This is a genomic window from Microbacterium sp. LjRoot45 (genome assembly GCF_964253325.1).
Taxonomy (GTDB): Bacteria; Actinomycetota; Actinomycetes; order Actinomycetales; family Microbacteriaceae; genus Microbacterium.
This window is the reverse complement of the sequence record NZ_CAXUQM020000001.1, coordinates 310,085-329,930: the sequence shown is the minus strand read 5'-3', so window position 1 is coordinate 329,930 and position 19,846 is coordinate 310,085. Positions and strand designations below refer to the sequence as shown.

General features: G+C 70.0%; 16 protein-coding genes. 5 read left to right on the top strand and 11 right to left on the bottom strand.

Annotated features, from left to right (window positions below; genetic code table 11):
* Window positions 1–27 precede the first annotated feature (27 nt).
* The gene (locus tag ACSQ18_RS01435) at window positions 28–567 is read right to left on the bottom strand and encodes an amino-acid N-acetyltransferase (RefSeq protein WP_436035283.1); all 540 of its coding nucleotides are present in this window, start codon (window positions 565–567) and stop codon (window positions 28–30) included.
* A gap of 119 nt (window positions 568–686) precedes the next feature.
* Here ACSQ18_RS01435 and ACSQ18_RS01430 point away from each other — a divergent pair, with 119 nt between their 5' ends.
* Both ACSQ18_RS01430 and ACSQ18_RS01425 read left to right on the top strand, forming a co-directional pair.
* Entirely contained in the window at window positions 687–3,290 is a 2,604-nt protein-coding gene (locus tag ACSQ18_RS01430; protein WP_436035282.1) for a circularly permuted type 2 ATP-grasp protein, read from the top strand.
* Window positions 3,287–4,171, top strand: coding sequence for a transglutaminase family protein (locus ACSQ18_RS01425; RefSeq protein ID WP_436035281.1), 885 nt, complete (start codon window positions 3,287–3,289; stop codon window positions 4,169–4,171). Before ACSQ18_RS01430 ends, ACSQ18_RS01425 begins: the two co-directional genes overlap by 4 nt.
* Here the strand turns inward: ACSQ18_RS01425 and yicI are convergent.
* From yicI to ACSQ18_RS01395, 6 genes are all read right to left on the bottom strand, one after another.
* Complete coding sequence (yicI, locus tag ACSQ18_RS01420) at window positions 4,161–6,398, bottom strand: alpha-xylosidase (protein WP_436035280.1); 2,238 nt, start codon at window positions 6,396–6,398, stop codon at window positions 4,161–4,163. The genes ACSQ18_RS01425 and yicI overlap by 11 nt on opposite strands.
* Window positions 6,398–7,303, bottom strand: coding sequence for a carbohydrate ABC transporter permease (locus tag ACSQ18_RS01415; RefSeq protein WP_436035279.1), 906 nt, complete (start codon window positions 7,301–7,303; stop codon window positions 6,398–6,400). The genes yicI and ACSQ18_RS01415 overlap by 1 nt, the downstream gene beginning before the upstream one ends.
* Complete coding sequence (locus ACSQ18_RS01410; RefSeq protein WP_144806975.1) at window positions 7,303–8,265, bottom strand: carbohydrate ABC transporter permease; 963 nt, start codon at window positions 8,263–8,265, stop codon at window positions 7,303–7,305. Before ACSQ18_RS01410 ends, ACSQ18_RS01415 begins: the two co-directional genes overlap by 1 nt.
* 81 nt (window positions 8,266–8,346) lie before the next feature.
* A complete protein-coding gene (locus ACSQ18_RS01405) occupies window positions 8,347–9,690 on the bottom strand; it encodes an ABC transporter substrate-binding protein (protein ID WP_301039128.1) in 1,344 nt (447 codons plus the stop codon).
* Between the two features lie 127 nt (window positions 9,691–9,817).
* Window positions 9,818–10,831, bottom strand: a complete 1,014-nt coding sequence (locus tag ACSQ18_RS01400; RefSeq protein WP_436035278.1) for a LacI family DNA-binding transcriptional regulator — start codon at window positions 10,829–10,831, stop codon at window positions 9,818–9,820.
* 186 nt (window positions 10,832–11,017) lie between these two features.
* Complete coding sequence (locus tag ACSQ18_RS01395) at window positions 11,018–13,543, bottom strand: ATP-dependent Clp protease ATP-binding subunit (protein ID WP_144809041.1); 2,526 nt, start codon at window positions 13,541–13,543, stop codon at window positions 11,018–11,020.
* 207 nt (window positions 13,544–13,750) lie between these two features.
* Here ACSQ18_RS01395 and ACSQ18_RS01390 point away from each other — a divergent pair, with 207 nt between their 5' ends.
* Together ACSQ18_RS01390 and ACSQ18_RS01385 are read left to right on the top strand one after the other, a co-directional pair.
* The gene (locus tag ACSQ18_RS01390; RefSeq protein ID WP_436035277.1) at window positions 13,751–14,512 is read left to right on the top strand and encodes a hypothetical protein; all 762 of its coding nucleotides are present in this window, start codon (window positions 13,751–13,753) and stop codon (window positions 14,510–14,512) included.
* A complete protein-coding gene (locus ACSQ18_RS01385; protein WP_144806971.1) occupies window positions 14,509–14,739 on the top strand; it encodes a helix-turn-helix domain-containing protein in 231 nt (76 codons plus the stop codon). Before ACSQ18_RS01390 ends, ACSQ18_RS01385 begins: the two co-directional genes overlap by 4 nt.
* Before the next feature lie 145 nt (window positions 14,740–14,884).
* Here ACSQ18_RS01385 and ACSQ18_RS01380 read toward each other — a convergent pair whose 3' ends face one another.
* The 4 genes from ACSQ18_RS01380 to ACSQ18_RS01365 form a co-directional block, all read right to left on the bottom strand.
* Entirely contained in the window at window positions 14,885–15,826 is a 942-nt protein-coding gene (locus tag ACSQ18_RS01380) for an endonuclease domain-containing protein (protein ID WP_436035276.1), read from the bottom strand.
* 295 nt (window positions 15,827–16,121) lie between these two features.
* Window positions 16,122–16,823, bottom strand: a complete 702-nt coding sequence (locus ACSQ18_RS01375) for a hypothetical protein (RefSeq protein WP_436035275.1) — start codon at window positions 16,821–16,823, stop codon at window positions 16,122–16,124.
* A gap of 67 nt (window positions 16,824–16,890) precedes the next feature.
* Window positions 16,891–18,360: a cardiolipin synthase gene (gene cls, locus ACSQ18_RS01370; protein WP_436035274.1), complete on the bottom strand. Its 1,470-nt coding sequence runs from the start codon at window positions 18,358–18,360 to the stop codon at window positions 16,891–16,893.
* A gap of 48 nt (window positions 18,361–18,408) precedes the next feature.
* Window positions 18,409–18,603, bottom strand: a complete 195-nt coding sequence (locus tag ACSQ18_RS01365) for a hypothetical protein (RefSeq protein WP_144806969.1) — start codon at window positions 18,601–18,603, stop codon at window positions 18,409–18,411.
* 108 nt (window positions 18,604–18,711) lie between these two features.
* On the opposite strand from ACSQ18_RS01365, the gene ACSQ18_RS01360 reads away from it, so the two are divergent.
* On the top strand, window positions 18,712–19,827 hold the full coding sequence (locus tag ACSQ18_RS01360; RefSeq protein WP_436035273.1) for a DUF4192 family protein: 1,116 nt from the start codon (window positions 18,712–18,714) through the stop codon (window positions 19,825–19,827).
* The last annotated feature ends 19 nt before the right edge of the window (window positions 19,828–19,846 follow it).

Below are 19,846 nucleotides of genomic sequence, written 5' to 3'. Positions count from 1 at the left end.
CGGGGGGACGCGCCTAGCCGGGTGCACCTACGCGCGGTCGAGCACCTTCAGCATGCGCGTGTTCCCCAGCGTGTTGGGCTTCACGTGCGCGAGGTCGAGGAACTCCGCGACGCCCTCGTCGGGGCTGCGCAGAAGCTGCGAGTACACGTCGGGGTCGACGACCTGCTCGCCGATGGGCTCGAACCCGCGGCGCGAGAAGAACTCGACCTCGAAGGTCAGGCAGAACAGGCGCGACAGCCCGAGCACACGCGCCTGGTGTTCCAGCTGGGAGACGATCGCGCCGCCGACGCCGTGGTGCAGCCAGTCCTCGGCGACGATGAGGGTGCGGATCTCGCCGAGGTCCTCCCACATGACGTGCAGCGCGCCGCAGCCGATCAGGCGTCCGTCGATCTCGGCGACGACGAACTCCTGCACCGCCTCGAAGAGGGTCACGAGTTCCTTGCCCAGCAGGATGCGGCGCTGCACCCACGGATCGAGCAGCTCGAGGATGCCACGCACATCGCCCGTGCGCGCGGGACGCACGACGTACGGACGGGCAGCCGGAGCGGCATCCTGCGGGGAAGTCACCGGACCACTGTATTGCCCGCCGCGGCTCGCTCGGTGCGACGGGACGGAGCGGGAGGATGCCGCGTGCGCGCTCCCGCCTGCCCCGCCCCCTACGCTGGGAGTCTGGAGGAGGGCCCGGCGTGAGTGTGCTGCGTGACTACGCCACGGCAGTGTCGCAGCCGACACTGCCGTTCGACGCGCCCGCCGCGGGATTCGGCGACGCGGGCTTCGGTGCGACCGGCCTCGGCGGCTCCGGCTTCGATGCGGCCCGCTACGACGAGGTCGTCGACGGCGACGGGGGACTCCGGGCGGGGTGGAAGAGCCTCGCGACGCACGCCCTCGCGCTGACCGGCGACGATCTGCGGCGCGTGGAGGGCGAGATCACCCGCTTCCTCGCCGACGACGGCGTCTCCTACATCCGGGCGGACTCGGGAGCCCAGCCGTGGCAGCTCGACCCGCTGCCGCACGTGATCGACGCCGCCGGATGGGCTCCGCTCGACGTGGGCCTCGCGCAGCGGGCGGAGCTTCTCAACGCCGTCCTCGTCGATCTGTACGGCCCGCAGACGCTGCTGCGCGAGCGCATCGTGCCGGCATCCGTCGTGGTCGGTCATGCCGGCTTCATCCGTCCGATGGGCCGCGCGAGCGCGTTCGACCCGCATCCGCTGCTCCTGTCGGCGACCGACCTCGGCCGTTCTGCCGACGGCGACTGGCACGTGCTCGCCGACCGGGTGCAGGCCCCGTCGGGGCTTGGGTACGCAGCCGAGAACCGTCGCGTGCTCTCGCAGGTGCTCCCCGACCTGCATCAGGAGGGCGACCTGCACCGGCTGGAGCCCTACTTCGCCGCCCTCCGGGCCGCGCTGCTCTCCCACACCGACGGCGCGGGCGACGTCACCGATCCGCGGATCGTGATCATGACCCCGGGCAGCCTCTCCGAGACGGCGTTCGATCAGGCGTTCCTGGCGGGTGCGCTGGGCTTCCCGCTCGTGCAGGGCAGTGACCTCGTCGTGCAGGACGGCTGGGTGTGGATGAAGCCCGCCAGGTGGCCCGCCACGAAACCCACCGAACGCATCGACGTGATCATCCGGCGAGTGGATGCCGCGTGGTGCGACCCCTTGGAGCTGCGCGCCGATTCCCGCCTGGGTGTCGCGGGGCTCGCCGAGGCGGTGCGTCGCGGCCGGGTGCGCCTGGTCAACGGCCTCGGCGCGGGCGTGCTGGAGAATCCGGGCCTCATGCCCTTCCTCCCCGCGGCGTGCGAGCACCTGCTCGGCGAGCAGCTGCGGCTGCCGTCGGTGCCGACGTGGTGGTGCGGCGATCCCGACGATCGCGCCTTCGTCCGCGCACGGCTCGTCGCGGGAGACCCGACCCTCATCGTGCGCGCGATCGACGAGCCCCGCAAGGCGCTCGCGGGCCGCTCGACCGCGGAGGTCCTCGCGCTTCTCGACGCGACACCGCACCGCTTCGTCGGCCAGGAGCTGCAGCCGCTCTCGCAGGCGCCCGTCTGGTCGTCGCGCGCGGCATCCTCCCGCGAGGGTGGCACCGAGACGGGCTCGGCGACGGCGCGCGCGATGAGCCTTCGCGCCTTCACCCTCCGCTACGGCTCGGCCTACCGCCCGCTCGTGGGCGGCCTCGCGACGGTGCGGGAGAGTCCCACGTCGGCTCCCGTGACGAAGGACGTCTGGGTGCTCAAGGCCACCGAATCGGATGCCGATCAGGGCCTCACCGAGATCACCCCGCTGCCGACGGCGCGCACGGTGCCGGCCCTCGCACCGCGCGCGCTCTCCGACATGTACTGGATCGGCCGCTACGCCGAGCGCACCGAAGACCTCCTGCGCCTGCTGCTGGCGACGCAGGCGGAGTTCGACCAGCCTGGCGCGCCCTCCGGTGACGAGCGCAGCGCCCGGGTGCTCCTGGCGGCGCTGAACCGTCTGGCCGGCACGCGGTGGGCCGATCCGGAGGCCGAGTTCCGTTCGCTGCTGCTCGACGTGCACCGCCCGGGATCCGCCGCGCACTCGATCGCCCGCCTCCGCGAAGCGATGGAGAGCGTCCGCGATCAGCTGTCCGGCGACACGTGGCGCGTGTTCTCCAACATCGACCGCGCGACGCGGGCGCTGCACGGCTCGGTCCACGCGCACCGCACGGCGGAGTCCGGCGGACGCATGCTCGCGGCGATGCTGTCGCTGTACGGCGTCACGGCGAACATGATCCGCGACAGCGGCTGGCACATGATCGAGGCCGGTCGTCACCTCGAGCGCGGACTCCAGCTGTGTCAGCTGCTGAGCGTCGGCGCGACGCAGCGTCGCGACCTGCGCGGCGACCGCGAGGTGCTGGAGGCGTTGCTGCTGGCATCCGAGAGCGTCGTCACGTATCGCCGCCGCTACCGCGGGTCCACGCGCACCGCCGACGTGCTCGACCTGCTGCTGCTCGATGGCGACAACCCGCGGTCGCTGCTGTTCTCGCTCGACGAGCTCGGCAGGCACCTCGCGGCCATGCCCGCGTCGACGGGCTCGACCCGCGCCGAGCGCCTCCTCGAGCACCTCGTGTCGCAGTTGCGACAGCTCGACGTCGCGGAGCTGTCGGCGGTCACGGCGGGACGCCGCCCGCACCTCGCCGCGTACCTCGACGATGTCGTCGCCCAGTTGGAACGACTGTCGGATGCCATCAGCCGGCTGCATTTCGAGAGCGGCCCTCCGGCGGTGTCGCTGTCGGAGCTGGCGCTCGTCGAGCTCATGGAGACGCGGGCATGAGGCGCTATCGCGTGTGGCATCGCACGGCGTACACGTACGCCAAGCCCGTGCAGGACAGCGTCGGGCAGTTCCATCTCGTGCCGCGCGATCTTCCGTGGCAGCGCGTCTCGGACGCCGACGTCACGGTCGACCCGCTGCCGGGCGACCTCGCCCCCGACGTCGACTACTTCGGCAACGCGTCGACCTACTTCCACGTCACCGAGCCGCACGCGGCGCTGACCATCGTGGCCTCGAGCGTCGTCGAGGTCGACAAGCCCGAGTACGACCCCGACGCACTCGCCCTGCCGTGGGAACGGGCACGGCCGCTGGAGCACCCCGAGACGCCGGAGGCGTGGCGTGCGGCGGAGTACGCGCTGGAGTCGCCTCGCGCCCGCCACGATGCGGACGCCGCCGCTTATGGAGCGGTCTCGCTCACTCCCGGGCGTCCGCTGGGCGAGGCGGTCACCGACCTCATGCAGCGGATCTTCCGCGACTTCGACTACGACGCGACCGCCACGACCGTCACGAGCACGGTCGCCGACGCGATGCGCGCCCGCGCCGGGGTGTGCCAGGACTTCGCGCACGTCGCGCTGGCGTGCCTTCGCTCGCACGGCGTCGCCGCGCGGTACGTGTCGGGCTATCTCGCGACGCAGCCCCCGCCGGGCAAGGAGCGCGTCTTCGGGGCCGACGCGTCGCACGCGTGGCTCGCGGTCTGGCTCCCGGGCCGTGACGAGTGGCTCGCGATCGACCCGACGAACGACCAGTGGGCCGACGACCGCTACGTCACGGTCGCGTGGGGCCGCGACTATGGCGACGTATCGCCCGTGAAGGGCATCATCTACACGAAGGCCAAGACCTCGACCCTCCGCGTCTCGGTCGACGTCGCCCCGCTCACCGCGTGACGTCCGCCCGGTCGACCTCGTAGGTGCGGGCGGCGCCGTCGGGGGTGGTGACGACGACGGATGCCGCGCCCTCCCCACCCGGGAACACCCGCAGCTGCAGTCCGTCGGTGTAGTCGTAGTCGGGCCTGTCCACGCGCGCGCCCCAGGGGAGGACGGCGCCGGGCCGGACGTACAGCGGCAGCGAGTCGAACCCGTGCCGCTCGCGCAGCCAGCGGCCACCCTCGACCGTCTCCCCCGTCAGCAGGCTCGTCCACGCTCCCGCCGGGAGATAGAACTCGACGTCGCCCTCGGCGGAGAACACGGGAGCCACGAGCAGGCTCGGGCCGAGCATGTACTGCCGGTCGAGATAGGCGACGGCCGGGTCGTCCGGGAACTCGAGCACCAGGGGACGCATGAGAGGGATGCCGGTCTCGGCGGCATCCAGCCCCAGCTGGTACAGGTACGGCATGAGCCGCATCTTCAGGTGCGAGAACCGGCGCGTCACTTCCACCGCCTCCTCGTCGAACGCCCACGGCACGCGGTACGAGTCGGACCCGTGGAAGCGGCTGTGGCTCGACAGGAGACCGAAGGCGGTCCACCGCTTGAAGACCGCCGGGTCGGGTGTGCCCTCGAAGCCGCCGATGTCGTGGCTCCAGTGCGCGAAGCCGCTCATCGCGAGGGAGAGGCCGCCACGCAGGCTCTCGGCCATGGAGACGAAGGTCGACGTGTTGTCGCCGCCCCAGTGCACGGGCATCGTCTGCCCGCCCGCGGTGGCCGACCGCGCGAACAGCACCGCCTCGCCCGCCCCGCGCTCCTGGACGAGCACGTCGTGGACCGCGCGGTTGTAGAGCTGGGTGTAGAGGTTGTGCATCCGGCCGGGGTCGGCGCCGTCGTGCCAGACCACTTCGGTCGGGATGCGCTCGCCGAAGTCCGTCTTGAAGCAGTCCACGCCCTGCGCGAGGAGCCGCCGGAGGTGGCCCTGGTACCAGGCGGTGGCGTCGGGGTTGGTGAAGTCGACGAGGCCCATGCCCGCCTGCCACAGGTCCCACTGCCAGACCGAACCGTCGGCGCGGCGCACGAGGAAGCCTCGGCTCGACGCCTCCTCGAACAGCGGCGAGCGCTGGCCGATGTAGGGGTTGATCCACGCCGAGACACGCAGCCCCCGCTCGTGCAGGCGCGCGAGCATGCCCTCCGGGTCGGGGAAGACCCGCGGGTCCCACTCGAAGTCGCACCAGTTGAACTCGCGCATCCAGAAGCAGTCGAAGTGGAACACCGACAGCGGGAGCTCGCGCTCGGCCATGCCCTCGATGAACGACGTGACGGTCGCCTCGTCGTAGTCGGTCGTGAAGGACGTCGACAGCCAGGGTCCGTACGACCACGCCGGCACGACGGGGGCGCGCCCGGTCAGCGCCGTGTAGCGGTGGAGCACGTCGGCGGCGGTGGGTCCGGCGAACACGAAGTACTCGAGCACCTCGCCCGGCACGGCGAACTGCACCCGTTCGACGGCCTCCGACCCGACCTCGAACGAGACGTGACCGGGGTCGTTGACGAGGAGGCCGTATCCGGCCGACGAGACGTAGAACGGCACGTTCTTGTACGCCTGCTCGCTGGACGTTCCGCCGTCGGCGTTCCAGATGTCGACGGACTGGCCGTTCTTCACGAGCGGACCGAACCGCTCCCCCAGGCCGTAGATCGTCTCTCCCACGCCGAGGTCGAGCTGCTCGTGCACGAACACGCGCTCATCGGGCACGCCGGTCTCGGCGCGCGCGTTGCCGACGATGCCGTGGTCGACGGCCGCGTCCGCCGCGAGCCGCACGTAGCCCTGCGCCTTGTTGCCGCTGCCGGTGACGCGGCGACCGTCGACCTCGAAGGCCAGTGACCAGGGAGCGCCGGGCGCGATCCGGGCCGCGAGCGTGCCGGTGCGCAGCACACCGCCGTCGGCACCGATCTCGACGTCGCCGACACCGCCCGCCGCGGCGCCGGGGGTCTCGAAGCCCCCCTGCCGGCGACCGCCCTCGTGATGCGAGACGCGCACACGGATCACGCCCTCGAGCGGCGAGGACAGCGTGACGGTGAGCACAGGGCGGTTGAGGGTCGCGCCGCGACCGGTGATGACGCCGGTGGGGGCGGTGATCCGGATGCCGGGGCCGTCGGCCGTGGCATCCGTCGGTTCGATGTCGTACGCCTCCTGGGCGTACAGCGCGGTGACTCCGGGGCGCAGCTGCCAGAACCCGTCGGTGAACTTCATTACTTGACTGCTCCTGCCGTGATGCCGCGCGTGAGGGTGCGCTGGAAGATGAGGAAGAAGATGAGCGTGGGGATGATGCCGAGCAGCGCGGAGGCGCTCGTCGTCGTCACGTCCATCAGGCGATCGCCCTGCAGCACGCTGATGGCGACCGGCACCGTCTGGTTCGCGTTGGAGGCGAGGAAGGTCAGCGGGATGAGGAACTCGTTCCACGTCCAGATGAAGAAGAAGATGAGCAGCACCGACAGGGTGGGGCGGCTGATGGGGAAGACGACCCGCCAGAGGATCTGCCAGCGGGTGGCACCGTCGAGCGATGCCGCCTCCAGCACCTCCTTCGGGAACGTGCCGTAGACCGCCGAGAGCAGGTAGGTGCCGAACGCCGCCTGCACGACGGTGAAGACGATGATCACCGCCCAGACGCTGTCGTAGAGGCCGACCTCTTTGAACATGTAGTACAGCGGGTAGAGCAGCGCCTCCTGGGGCAGCAGGTTGGCGAGGAGGAACAGCAGCACGATCCACGTGCGTCCGCGCACGCGGCCGATGCCGATCGCGAAGGCGTTGAGCATCGACAGCAGCACCGCGAGCACGGCGACGATCCCCGAGATGAAGATCGAGTTCCAGACCTTCTGGGGGAAGTTGACGCGCTCCCAGAACTTCTGGATGCCGGTGAAGTCCAGCGCTTCGGGGAAGGCGAGCGGTCCGGAGTTCGCATAGTCGATGGGCGACTTGAACGAGTTGACCAGCACGAGGTAGAAGGGCGCCAGCACGAGCAGGGCGCCGAGGGAGACGAGCACCAGCATGAGCCAGTCGATGCCGCGCTTGCGGGTCATGCCGCCGCGGGGGCGGCGCTGCGGCTTCGCGGCGCGGGGGGTCGTGGCATCCGCGATGAGGACGGTGGTGGCAGCCATCACAGACCTGCCCTTTCCTTGCGCTCGAGCGACGACTGCACCCGGATGAAGATGACGGACACGATCACGACGACGATCGTGAGGACGGTGGCGATCGTCGCGCCGTAGCCGACGTTCCGCTTCGTGAAGAACTCCTGGTACGCGTAGTACGCGGGCACGAGGGTCGCGCCGGCGGGGCCGCCGCCGGTGATGACGTACACCGGGCCGAAGACCTTGAGCGCAGCGATCGTGCAGGTGAGGGTGACGACGAAGATCTCGGGACGGATGATGCTCATCGTGATCGCGGTGAAGCGCTGCAGCCAGTTCGCGCCGTCGAGCTCGGCCGCTTCGTAGAGCTCGGGGTCGACGCGCTGGAGGGCGGCCATGAACACGACCACCGGGTAGCCGATCTGCACCCACACGAGCACGACCATCAGCACGATGAGCGCGGAGGGCATCTGCCCCAGCCAGTCGACCGGTCCGATGCCGACGAGGGCGAGGATCTGGTTGAGCGCGCCTTCGCCGCCGGGCCGCACGATCCAGCCGATGACGATGCCGGCGACGGCGACCGGGAGGATCTGCGGGAGATAGTAGGTGGCGCGGAGGAAGCTGCCGAGCTTGCCGCCGAACTTGCGGCCGATGACGTCGAACAGCAGCGCCGCGACGATGAGGCCCACGATCGTCGGGACGACCACCATCGCCAGGACCATCCAGACGGAGTTGCCGAACGAGGTCCAGAAGTCCGCGTCGGTGAGCAGCTTCGTCCAGTTGTCGAGCCCGATGAACTCGGGTTCGCGCACGCCGCGCCACTTCGTGAACGTGAGGTACACGTTCCACACGAGCGGCACGAGCACGATGACGACGAGAAGCACGAGACCGGGCAGGAGGTAGGGCCAGTAGGCGGCGGTCCCTCCCGAACGCTGCGGGATCGACGGCTCCTCGGGCGGCAGCTTCTGCCGCCGCGGGCGCGTGGCGGTGGTCATGGTTCTCCTCGATTGCGGGACGGACGGGCGACGGGTGCGGCGCGGTGAGGGCCGCACCCGTCGCCTCGGTCGGACGTCGACTCAGCGGAAGTCGGCGGTTCCTTCGTCGTACTGGGCACCGAGGTTCGTGTTCGTCGTGGCGACGTCCTGCGAACCGGTGACGAGGCCCTGCAACTGCTGCACGATCACGTCGTAGAAGCCGGGCGCGGGCCAGTCCGGGTAGAAGGACAGTCCGTCGGCGTCGAGGATGCCGTTGAACACCGTGATGAGCTCCTGGCTCTTCTCGTCGGTGATGTCGGCGGGGTCGGCTGCGACGGGCACACCGCCGTTGTTGCCGATGATCGCCTGGATCTCAGGACGCATGGTGATGTCGATGAACTCGTAGGCGAGCTCCTTGTTGGCGGCGTTCTCGGGCACGACCCACAGGTTGCCCGACGAGCCGAGCGACAGCGTCGCCTCGGGGAAGGCCGTCATCGTCCAGTCGAAGCCGGTCGCCTCGCTCACGAAGCGGCCGTACCACCACGAGCCGGACACGAAGATCGGCGCGGTGCCGTTGATGAAGGACACACCGGCATCCTCCGCCTTCACCGAGGAGACGTCGGAGGCGATGTAGCCCTTCTCGACGTAGTCGGCGAGGGTCTGGCTCGCGTAGGTGATCTCCGGCCCCTGCCAGTCGACGGGGTTCTCGTACAGCTGGTAGTCGTTCACGAACTGACGGTCGCCCTGGCTGAGCGCGAGCTGGTACCAGAGCTGCCCGAGGGGGTACTCCGCGCCGGCTTCGGCGAGCGGCGTGATGCCCTTCGCGACGAAGGCGTCGAGCACGGCCACGAACTCGTCGTAGGTCGTGGGAACCTCCAGGCCCGCGTCGGCGAACGCGTCGAGGTTGTAGTACACGCCGACGAACTCGCCGTAGTTGGGGATGCCGTACCAGGTGTCGCCGCCCATGACCCCGTCGTCGGTGTACTTCGCGGTGGTCTGGAGCGACGGGGCGAGCTTGTCGGCCCAGCCGTACTCGTCGACGGCGTCGCTGATGTCGCTGATGAGGCCCGTGCTGGCGAGGAAGCCGGCGGTGGCGTTGCCCTTGTTGAACTCCATGAGGTCGGGCGCAGCGTCGGTGTCGAGCACCTGGCTCGCCGTGGACTGGATCTGCTCGAACGACTTCTCTTCGAACTCGACCGTCGCCCCCGTCTCCTCCTCGAAGACGGAGATGGCCTCGGCCCACGCCTTGCCCATGGCGCTGTCGGCTCCCTCGTAGTGCCAGAGCTTGAGCGTGCCGCCCTCGGTGGTGCCGGGGTCTTCGGTGCTCGTCGTGCAGGCCGAGAGGGCGAGCGCGCCGACGGTGACGACGGCGAGTCCGGCCGCGGCGCGGCGCAGCGCGGGTCCAGGGATTCCGAACCGTGCTGTGTGGTGAGTATTGCGTGCCATCGGTGGCACTCCTTTCTCAGTGACCTTCGTTGGTCGTTCGGGATGCGGATGCTTCGACGAAGGGTGTCGAAGCGCTTCGATGATGCAGATGCAGAAACGCGGTGTTCAGTTGGGCGGACGGTGCGGATCAGCGCCGCGGCGGCGCGATCGACCCGCGATCGAGGTAGGTGGGTGCGATGAGGTGGAGGCCTGCCGAGGGCGGCTCGGGTGTCAGGCTCTGCAGCGCCAGTTCGACCGCGAGGTCGCAGGACGCTTCGGGGATCAGCGGGATGACATCCACCGGCAGGGGAAGCTGCTCGGTGTCGAACGATGCGGCGACGGAGAGGAGCGACACGTCACCGGGGACGCTCAACCCCCGCTCGGCGAGCTCTGCGAGCACGGCGTGGTGCACGTCGTCGGCCGCGTGCACGGCGAGAGCGGTGACGCCCGCGTCGAGCATCTCGCCCACCGCCGCGCGCGTGGCGGGGATGCTCGTCGCGCGGTCACCCGACGTACGGAAAGCGACCCGTGCACCGCGCTCGACGGCGCGCGCCTCGAACGAGCGACGCAGGCGCGGCGGGAAGTTGGACTTCTCGTAGGCGACGGCGGGCTGCCCGATGAGACCGAGGTTCGCGTGGCCGGCGTCGACGAGTCGGTCGACCGCGAGGGCTGCAGCGGCTTCGAAGTCGAGGTCGACGCAGACGAGGCCGTCGCGGTCGTCGGGCACGCCGATGAAGATCGTGGGCGTGTCGATGGATCGAGCGAGGGGCACGCGCTCGTCGTCCGGGCCGACGTCGAGCACGAGGATGGCGTCGACGAGACCGCTCGAGGCGACCCGCCCCATCCCGGCCGAGGCCTGCTCGTCGGTGAGGAGGAGGATGTCGTAGTCGTGGCGGCGGGCGGCGACGGTCGTCGCGAGCACGAACGACATGTGGGTCGGGGCGTGCGAGTCGGCCCGCAGCGGCTCGGTGAGGGCGAAGATCTGCGTGCGACGGCCCGCGAGCATCCGGGCGCCCGCGTTCGGGCTGTAACCGAGGTCACGCACGGCCGCTTCGATCCGACGTCGCGTATCCGGCGCGACGGGCCGCTTGCCGCTGAGCGCGTACGACACGGTGGAGATCGACACACCGGCGGCCTCAGCCACCTGGGTGATGTTCGCCATGTCGACTCCGTCGTCCGTGCTGGTAATGATCGAAACGCTTCGCGGAAACGCTTCGTCAGCACTCTAGACAGACACTCCCGCCGAGCGCAAGCACTTTGTGGAATCTGGCAACATATCGATATCCGGCGGCAGGAACGACGAAGAGCGGATGCCGCGTGGCATCCGCTCTTCGTGTCGTGCGTCAGATCAGGCGCTGGCCGCGATGTCGGGTGTCGCGGAGATCTCCCCCGCCGCGCCGACACCGATCGCGACCTTCTCGCCGCGCGGGCCGTGCTCGAACGTGAACTGTCCGTTCTCCGCGCCCACCTTCACGTGGTCGCCGCTGTTGAGCTCGCCGTGGAGGATCTTCTCGCTGAGCTTGTCCTCGACCTCGCGCTGCATGGCACGACGCAGCGGCCGTGCACCCAGCGTCGGGTCGAACCCGATCTCGATGAGACGGTCCTTCGCGGCATCCGACAGCTCCACCGTCATGTCACGGTCGAGCAGGCGCTCGCTCAGCCGCTTCGTGAACAGGCCCACGATCTGACGGAGCTCGTCCTTGCTCAGCTGCGGGAACACGATGATGTCGTCGAGGCGGTTGAGGAACTCGGGCTTGAAGTGGCGCTTGAGCTCCTCGTCGACCTTGCCCTTCATCCGCTCGTAGCTCGTCTGCGCGTTGCCCTCGACCTGGAACCCGACGGGTCCGCCGGCGATGGCCGAGGAACCGAGGTTGGTCGTCATGATGATGACCGTGTTCTTGAAGTCGACGACGCGCCCCTGGCCGTCGGTGAGACGACCTTCCTCGAGGATCTGGAGGAGCGAGTTGAAGATGTCCGGGTGGGCCTTCTCGATCTCGTCGAACAGGACGACCGAGAACGGCTTGCGGCGCACCTTCTCGGTGAGCTGACCGCCCTCTTCGAAGCCGACGAATCCCGGAGGAGCACCGAACAGGCGAGACACGGTGTGCTTCTCGCCGTACTCGCTCATGTCGAGCGAGATCAGCGCACCCTCGTCATCGAACAGGAACTCCGCGAGCGCCTTGGCGAGCTCGGTCTTTCCGACACCCGTGGGGCCGGCGAAGATGAACGAGCCCGACGGACGCTTCGGGTCCTTGAGGCCGGCACGCTGACGACGGATCGTCTTGGACAGCGCCGCGATCGCCTCTTCCTGGCCGATGACGCGCTGGTGCAGCGCCTTCTCCATGAACATGAGACGGCTGGTCTCTTCCTCGGTGAGCTTGAACACCGGGATGCCGGTCGCCTGGGCGAGCACCTCCGCGATCAGACCCTCGTCGACCACCGCGTGCGAGGCGACGTCACCCGAGCGCCACTGCTTCTCGAGACGCAGGCGCTCGGCGAGGAGGCTCTTCTCCTCGTCGCGCAGCGATGCGGCCTTCTCGAAGTCCTGGTCTTCGCTCGCGCGCTCCTTGTCCTCGCGGACCTTGGCGATCTTCTCGTCGAACTCGCGCAGCTCCGGCGGGCTCGAGAGGATCGACAGCCGCAGGCGTGCGCCGGCCTCGTCGATCAGATCGATCGCCTTGTCGGGCAGGAAGCGGTCGGAGATGTAGCGGTCGGCGAGGTTGGCCGCCGCGACGATCGCGCCGTCGGTGATCTGCACCTTGTGGTGCGCCTCGTAGCGGTCGCGCAGCCCCTTCAGGATGTTGATCGCGTGCGGGAGCGACGGCTCGGCCACCTGGATGGGCTGGAAGCGGCGCTCGAGCGCGGCGTCCTTCTCGAAGTGCTTGCGGTACTCGTCGAGGGTCGTGGCGCCGATCGTCTGGAGTTCACCACGGGCCAGCAGCGGCTTGAGGATCGACGCGGCGTCGATCGCACCCTCCGCGGCGCCGGCACCCACGAGCGTGTGGATCTCGTCGATGAAGACGATGATGTCGCCGCGGGTGCGGATCTCCTTCGTGACCTTCTTCAGGCGCTCCTCGAAGTCACCGCGGTAACGGGAACCGGCGATGAGCGAGCCGAGGTCGAGCGAATAGACCTGCTTGTCCTTGAGCGTCTCGGGCACATCGCCCTTGACGATCGCCTGCGCGAGACCCTCCACGACGGCGGTCTTGCCGACGCCGGGCTCGCCGATCAGGACGGGGTTGTTCTTCGAGCGGCGCGACAGGATCTGCATCACGCGCTCGATCTCCTTCTCGCGCCCGATGACGGGGTCGAGCTTGTTGTCGCGCGCGGCCTGCGTGAGGTTGCGGCCGAACTGGTCGAGAACGGCCGAACCGCCCTGGGCGGCCGGCTGGTTCTGCTCACCGGCACCGGCGGACACCCCGGCGGGCTCCTTGCCCTGGTAGCCGCTGAGGAGCTGGATGACCTGCTGCCGCACCTTGTTGAGGTCGGCGCCGAGCTTCACCAGCACCTGGGCGGCGACGCCCTCGCCCTCGCGGATCAGGCCCAGCAGGATGTGCTCCGTGCCGATGTAGTTGTGGCCGAGCTGCAGCGCTTCGCGCAGGGACAGCTCGAGCACCTTCTTGGCACGCGGGGTGAAGGGGATGTGGCCGGTCGGCTGCTGCTGACCCTGGCCGATGATGTCCTGCACCTGCTCGCGCACGGCATCCAGCGAGATCCCGAGGCTCTCGAGCGCCTTCGCTGCGACGCCCTCTCCCTCATGGATCAGGCCCAGCAGGATGTGCTCGGTGCCGATGTAGTTGTGGTTGAGCATCTTCGCCTCTTCCTGGGCGAGCACAACCACACGACGGGCACGGTCCGTGAATCTCTCGAACATCGTCCACTCCTTCACGCGCCGAGTCTTCTGGCGCTTACGAATGACGATAACCACCGCGGGATGCCGGTATGCCCGTGTTCGCTGGGGGCGCACCGCCGATTGACACCGCCGTACGGGCAGACATATCGTTTCTCGTTAACAACGTTTTTCGTTATGGTCATCGCGGAGGATGCCGAAGCACCCGCGACAGGGAAGGACTGAGCTGAGATGTCGAACATGTGGGTCGTGGGACCGATCGTCTGGATCGGGCTCGCGGTGATCGTGGGCCTCGCGGTCGCCTTCGTGATCGCCTCCCGGCGAGCGCGGCGCACCGGAGATCCCTCGCCGCTCGTCAGCGTCACCCTGTCGGTCTCGGCGCTGTGGGCGGCGATCTGCGTCATCGCGGCGGTCGTCGTGGTGCTCACCACACTGCTGCAGGACGACATCCGGGTCGCGGTCCCCGTGCGCGAGTTCTGGCCCGAGCTCCCGGCCGGCACCGTCGTCGAGGGGCCCACCGCCATGCGAGTCGGCGGCGGCTTCGTCACCGCCGAGATCGTCGCGACGGGCCTCAGCACCGGGGTGCGGGTGTGCTGGGCGATCGGGCAGGGCCTCGGCATCCTCATTCCGGGGGTGATCGCGACTCTCCTCGCCGTCGCGTGCTTCCAGCTGATCGCCGGGCGTGCGTTCGCTCCGGTCATCGCGCGCATGGCGACGGTGACGGCCGTGGTGGTCGCGGCGGGCGGCGTCGCGGCGCAGCTGCTCAGCGACATCGCCGGCAGCATGGCGGCGGCCGAGCTGCTGACGTGGGAGTCGGGCCGATACGAGGAGGTCGCCGGCATCGAAGACGTCTTCCAGGCGTGGCTGCCGCAGCCCGGCTTCGAGCTCACGTTCCCGTTCTGGCCGCTGGCGGCCGGACTCGCGTTCGCCGCCCTGGCCGTCATCTTCCGGCACGGTGCACGCCTGCAGCGAGACTCCGAGGGGCTCGTGTGAGCCCGGCCGACGACGACGAGCTCACCGGCATCCACTGTCGCCTCGACGAGCTGCTCGCCGCGCGTGGGATGACCCTCACACGGCTGTCGGAGATCGTGGGCGTCTCGGTCGTGAACCTCTCGATCCTCAAAAACGACCGCGCCCGCGCCATCCGCTACTCGACCCTCTCGGCCATCTGCCGCGCTCTCGACTGCGAAGTCGGCGACCTCCTGGTGCGCGCCGACTGACGGCGCCCCGCGGGGTGGTGCGCCGTCTCGCGGGTGCGTGGCGCAGCTTCGCCCGCGCCGAATCGTGGGTGCCGCACGTTCGCCCGCACCGAATCGTGGGTGCCGCACCGCGCGACCCGCAGGATGCCGCGGGCGAACGACCCCGTCATCGGGCGGCCTGCCCGAGAGCGCGACGCACGCGCTCGACCAGGTCGTCGCTTCGCCCGAAGACCTCCGCCTTGGTGACTCGGATGACTCTCCACCCCGCTTCGGCGAGCCGGTCGTAGCGGGCGATGTCGGCGGCCCACTGCCGCGGGTCGGTGAGGTGGTGCTCTCCCTCGTACTCGAGGGCGACGCGCAGCGCGGGGTAGGCGAGATCGACCTGGCCGAGCCACACGCCGGCCTCGACCACATCGACGTTGGCCTCGGGCCCCGCAAGCCCCGCGTCGACGAGGATGAGCCGCAGCCACGTCTCCGAGCGCGACCGCGATCGCGGAATGGCCCGAGGCAGCACCCTCCGCAGGCGCGCGGCACCCACTCGCCGCCCGGCGGCGACGGCCGCCCCCAACTGGGCACGGGTCGCGAGCGGCGCCGGGTCGCTTCGATGCATCGGCGTGCGGATGACGGCATCCGCCACGGCCACCAGATCGCGATCGTCTTGCAGGACGACCGCGAGCATCGCCCAGGTGGATGCCGGTGTCGACAGCGCGATGCCGTGCACCGGGTGCCGAACGACATGGGCGAGCGCGGGAACCACGGCGTGCCCGACCACACCACGCCCGGCCGGTGCCCGTCGTGGCGCGTGCACGCACACGTCGAGTGCGCGCCCGGCGACGACCTCGAGCGGCAGCGGGAGACCCCAGAGGACCGCGGCGGCGACGTGGCTGAAGAAGTGACCCACCGGCATCCGCTGGGCGTAGGCATGTGCGGCGTCCACGAGCGCGTCCTCGGCGCTCGATGCGGCGCGCGCGTCGGCACGCACCCGCACGCCGTGGAAGGGTGCGCGAAGGTCGGCGGAGCGCAAGCGGGAGGACGTGACCCCTGCCGCCCGGGCGGATGCCACCGAGAACGACGTCGGGAGATGGGCGGGGAGGGGTTGTCGGCGCATGAGCCCATCGTCGGCCGCGCAAGGCCTGGCGCTCCGCCGTCCGCGGCAATCGGTGTTCTCACCCCGCGCTACCTCGCCTGGGGAGGAACCCTCGCCCACGCCGAACCGTGGGCGAGCGTGGGCGGCGCCATTCGCCGGCGTCGAATCGCGGTTGCGGCACTGTTCGCCCGCGCCGAACCGTGGGTGCGCCGCTGCACGACCTGCAGGATGCCGCGGGCGAACTGGTGGCGCGCCGCCCGACCCGCAGGATGCCGCGGGCGAACCCAACCGCCGCGGGCGAGCCCCGCCGCGAGGGTCAGTCGATCGGGATGCTGCCACCGGGGAGCGCGCCGCCGCCGGCGACGCTGATCGTCGCGTCGGGGCTCACATCTCCCTCGATGGTGACCACCGCGACCTGCGGCGCCATGTCCATGGTGCACACCTGGTCGGCCGGCGCCTGCGCGAAGGCCACCTCGATCGAGTCGGGCGTCTTCGCCGTCGCCGACTCGACCTGCGGCGCGCACGACGACGAGCCCCACGTCAGCAGGGCGAACGTTTCGGCGTCGACCCATCCCGCCGAGGGAGTGTACTCATCGACGGCTCGACCCGTGTAGTCCGGCAGCGAGGTCTCGCCGAAGCTCGTCTCGCCCGCGGCCCCATCGAGCGTCACCTGGATGTCGATGCCCGTGCCCGGCGTGATCCCGTCGGGCACGCCGACGATCGTGCCGCGCTGCACGAGATCGTCGGTGCAGACCCCCTCTTCGCCGGTCGACTCCTTCAGCGTCACGACGAGCACCCCGTCGTCCACGACGGCGCCGTCGACGAAGGGGCGGCAACTCGAGCTCCCGTCGGTCACGAGCGCGATGAGCGTGCCGCCGGCGAGCCAAGCCGCCCCCACCTCGAGCCCGTCGTCAGCGCTTCCGCCCGGCGCGTCCGGCCCGTCGTTGGTGGAGCACGCCGTCAGAGCGAGGGCGGCGAGCGCGAGAGCCGTGAAGGCGGCTACGGATCGACGACGCATCAGAGTCCTTTCGGTGGCCGGATGCCGTGGCATCCACTCTTCGAGTGTCGAGACGCCGGGATCCGTCTCACTGGAGCGCGGACGTCAGCCGCGCCAGGTTGTCGAGCACCGTGGACCGGAGCGGCTGCTGTCGCCACTCCTCGAGCGTGAGCTCCCGGGAGTCGTCGCGGTACTGGTCCTCGACGGCGCGCAACTGTTGCACGAACTCCTCGCCGCGCACGAGGAGGGACATCTCGAGGTTCAGACCGAACGAACGCATGTCCATGTTGCTGGAGCCGACGACGGCCACCTCGTCGTCGATCGACATCGACTTCGAGTGCAGGATGTACGGGCGCTTGTACATCCAGATCTTCACCCCGGCCCGCAGGAGCGCCTCGTAATAGCTGCGCTGCGCGTGGTAGACCATCGCCTGATCGCCCTCTTCGGAGACGAACAGCTCGACGTGGATGCCACGCTGGCACGCCGTCTGGATGGCCAGCAGCAGACCTTCGTCGGGCACGAAGTAGGGGCTGACGATGATGATCTTCCGCTGCGCCGCGAACAGCAGCCCCATGAACAGCTTGAGGTTGTTCTGGAACTCGAACCCGGGACCGGACGGGATGACCTGGCAGTCGAGGTCGCCGGTGCCGCGGCGCACGTCGAACAGTTCGATCCCCTCGACGATCTCGTCGGTCTCGCTGTACCAGTCACTCAGGAACACCGCGTTGACGGATGCCACGACCGGCCCGTCGATGCGCGCCATCATGTCGACCCAGTGCAGTCCGCGCTTGATGTTCTTGCGCAGGTTGTACGTCGAGTCGGTGACGTTCTGGGAGCCCATGAACGCCACGGCGCCGTCGACGACGAGGAGCTTGCGGTGGTTGCGGAGATCAGGCCGCTGGTACTTGCCACGCAGCGGCTGGACGGGAAGCATGAGCCGCCAGTGCGCGCCCATCGCGTCGAGACGGCGGAGCGTCTCCTTGTAGAAGGGCTTGCTGCGGTTGGCCCAGTGGTCCATGAGCACGCGCACGACGACGCCCCGGCCGGCCGCCTCCTCCATCGCCCGGAAGAAGCCGTCGGTCGCGGCGTCGGCCTGCAGGATGTAGAACTCGACGTGCACGTAGTGCTCGGCTTCGCCGATCGCGGCGGCCATCGCGTCGAGGCTCTCCTGGTACCCGGCGATGAGGGTCGCCCCGTTGTCGCCCGCGATCGGCAGGGCGCCGAGGTTGCGGTTGAGGGTGACGAGAGAGCGGAACCACTCGGGCGCGTTGGGCCGGAGCGTGCCGAAGTCGAGCCCCTTGCTCGTCTCACGGATGTAGTCGTTGATCTGCCGCTGCTTCTTGCGCCGCACGCGGGGCAGACGCGGGTTGCCGATCAGGAGGAAGAGCAGGATGCCGATGATCGGAATGAAGTAGATCGCGAGCAGCCAGGCCATCGCGGCCGTCGGGCGCCGGTTGCGGGGGATCACGATGATCGCCAGGACGCGCACGGTGATGTCGAAGGCGAGCACGACGAAGACCCACCAGGTCCAGTTCCAGTCGAAAGTGATGCTCAGCAACGGCGCGCTCCTGCGATACGGATGCGCCCAGCGTATCGGGCGCCTCCGTCAGCGGGCGGGACGATCGTCGGCGACCGGCGGGAGACCGCGCTTGGCGCGCTCCTCCGCCTCGATGCGGGTGTACATCCGGCGCTCGTTGCGGTCCATGCGGAGGATGGAGCGCAGCACGAAGATGAACAGCCCGAGCACGACCACGGTGGGCGCGAGCGACCAGACGACGGCTGCCCAGTAGTCGGTGTCCATGGCATCCATCGTACCGTCGGCTTCTCCACAAGCCGCCCGTCTCCGGCGTCCGCGATCGCGGCTGTGGAAGGGGGCCTTCCGCGCGTCCGCACGGGGGACCCTCGGGACATGACCACCATCGTGAAGGCCGCCGACGCGGCACAGTTCCTCGCCCTCGTCCCCCGCATGCTCGGCTACACGCCCACGCGCAGCGTCGTCGTCGTGCCGATGGCCCGCGGTCGCAGCCTCGGGGCGATGCGACTCGATCTCCCGAGCGACGACGCGCTCGTCGACGACGGCTTCGCCGCGACGGTCGTCGGCATGGTGTGCCGGGTCGAGGTCGCCGATGCGCTCGTCGTGGTCGTCTACTCCGACCGCGGCACCGCCGACGGCCTCCCGCACGCGGGGCTGGTCGACGGACTCGCTCGCACCGCGGATGCCAGTGGCCTCCACCTCGTCGACGCGCTCGTGGTCGCCGCCGACGGGTGGGGAGCGCCGCGAGCACAGCCTCCGCGGGTGCGTCCGCTGTCGGAGCTCGTGACCGCTCCGACGCCCGGGACACCCGAGCCGGCGGGCGATCAGCGGTCCGGCAGCACCCTGCCCCGGCGCACGTCGGCCGAACGCCGTCAGGTCGGCGCGGCCCATCGGTCGCTCAGCGCCGCGCTGTCGATCGTGTGCGGCCTTCCCCCCGAGCCCGACCGTGCCGCGCGCATCGACCCGGCCGCCCTCGAGGCCGCGTGCGAGCTGGACGATCTGCCCGCACTGTTCGAGAAGTCGCTCGACGACGACGCTGAGGCCCTTCCGCCGATGCGGGCCGCGCTGCTGGGGTGGTGTCTCTCGCGGCCCGCCCTCCGCGACGTCGCGCTCGTGCAGTGGGCCAGCGACGCTGCGGGCGGGGAGGCGGCGATGACGGCTCAACGGCGGTGGGAGGACGGCGAGGAGTACCCGGCCGACCTCGCGGCTGTCATGTGGGGAGAGGGCGTGAGGCCGCAGCTCGATCGCATCGAGCGCGCACTGACGCTCACGCGTCACGTGGCCGCACTCACCGCCACCCGTCGACGCGCCGGGGCGCTCGCCGTGTGCGCGTGGCTGTCGTGGGCGCTCGGGCGCTCGACGCACGCGGGTGCGTACGCCGAGGCCGCTCTCGCCAGCGACCCGGATCACGGCCTCGCTGACATCGTGCGCTCGTTCGTCGCCGCTGCGCACCTGCCGGAGTGGGCTTTCACCCGTGACGACGACCGCTGACGGTGGCGAGCCGCCAGTC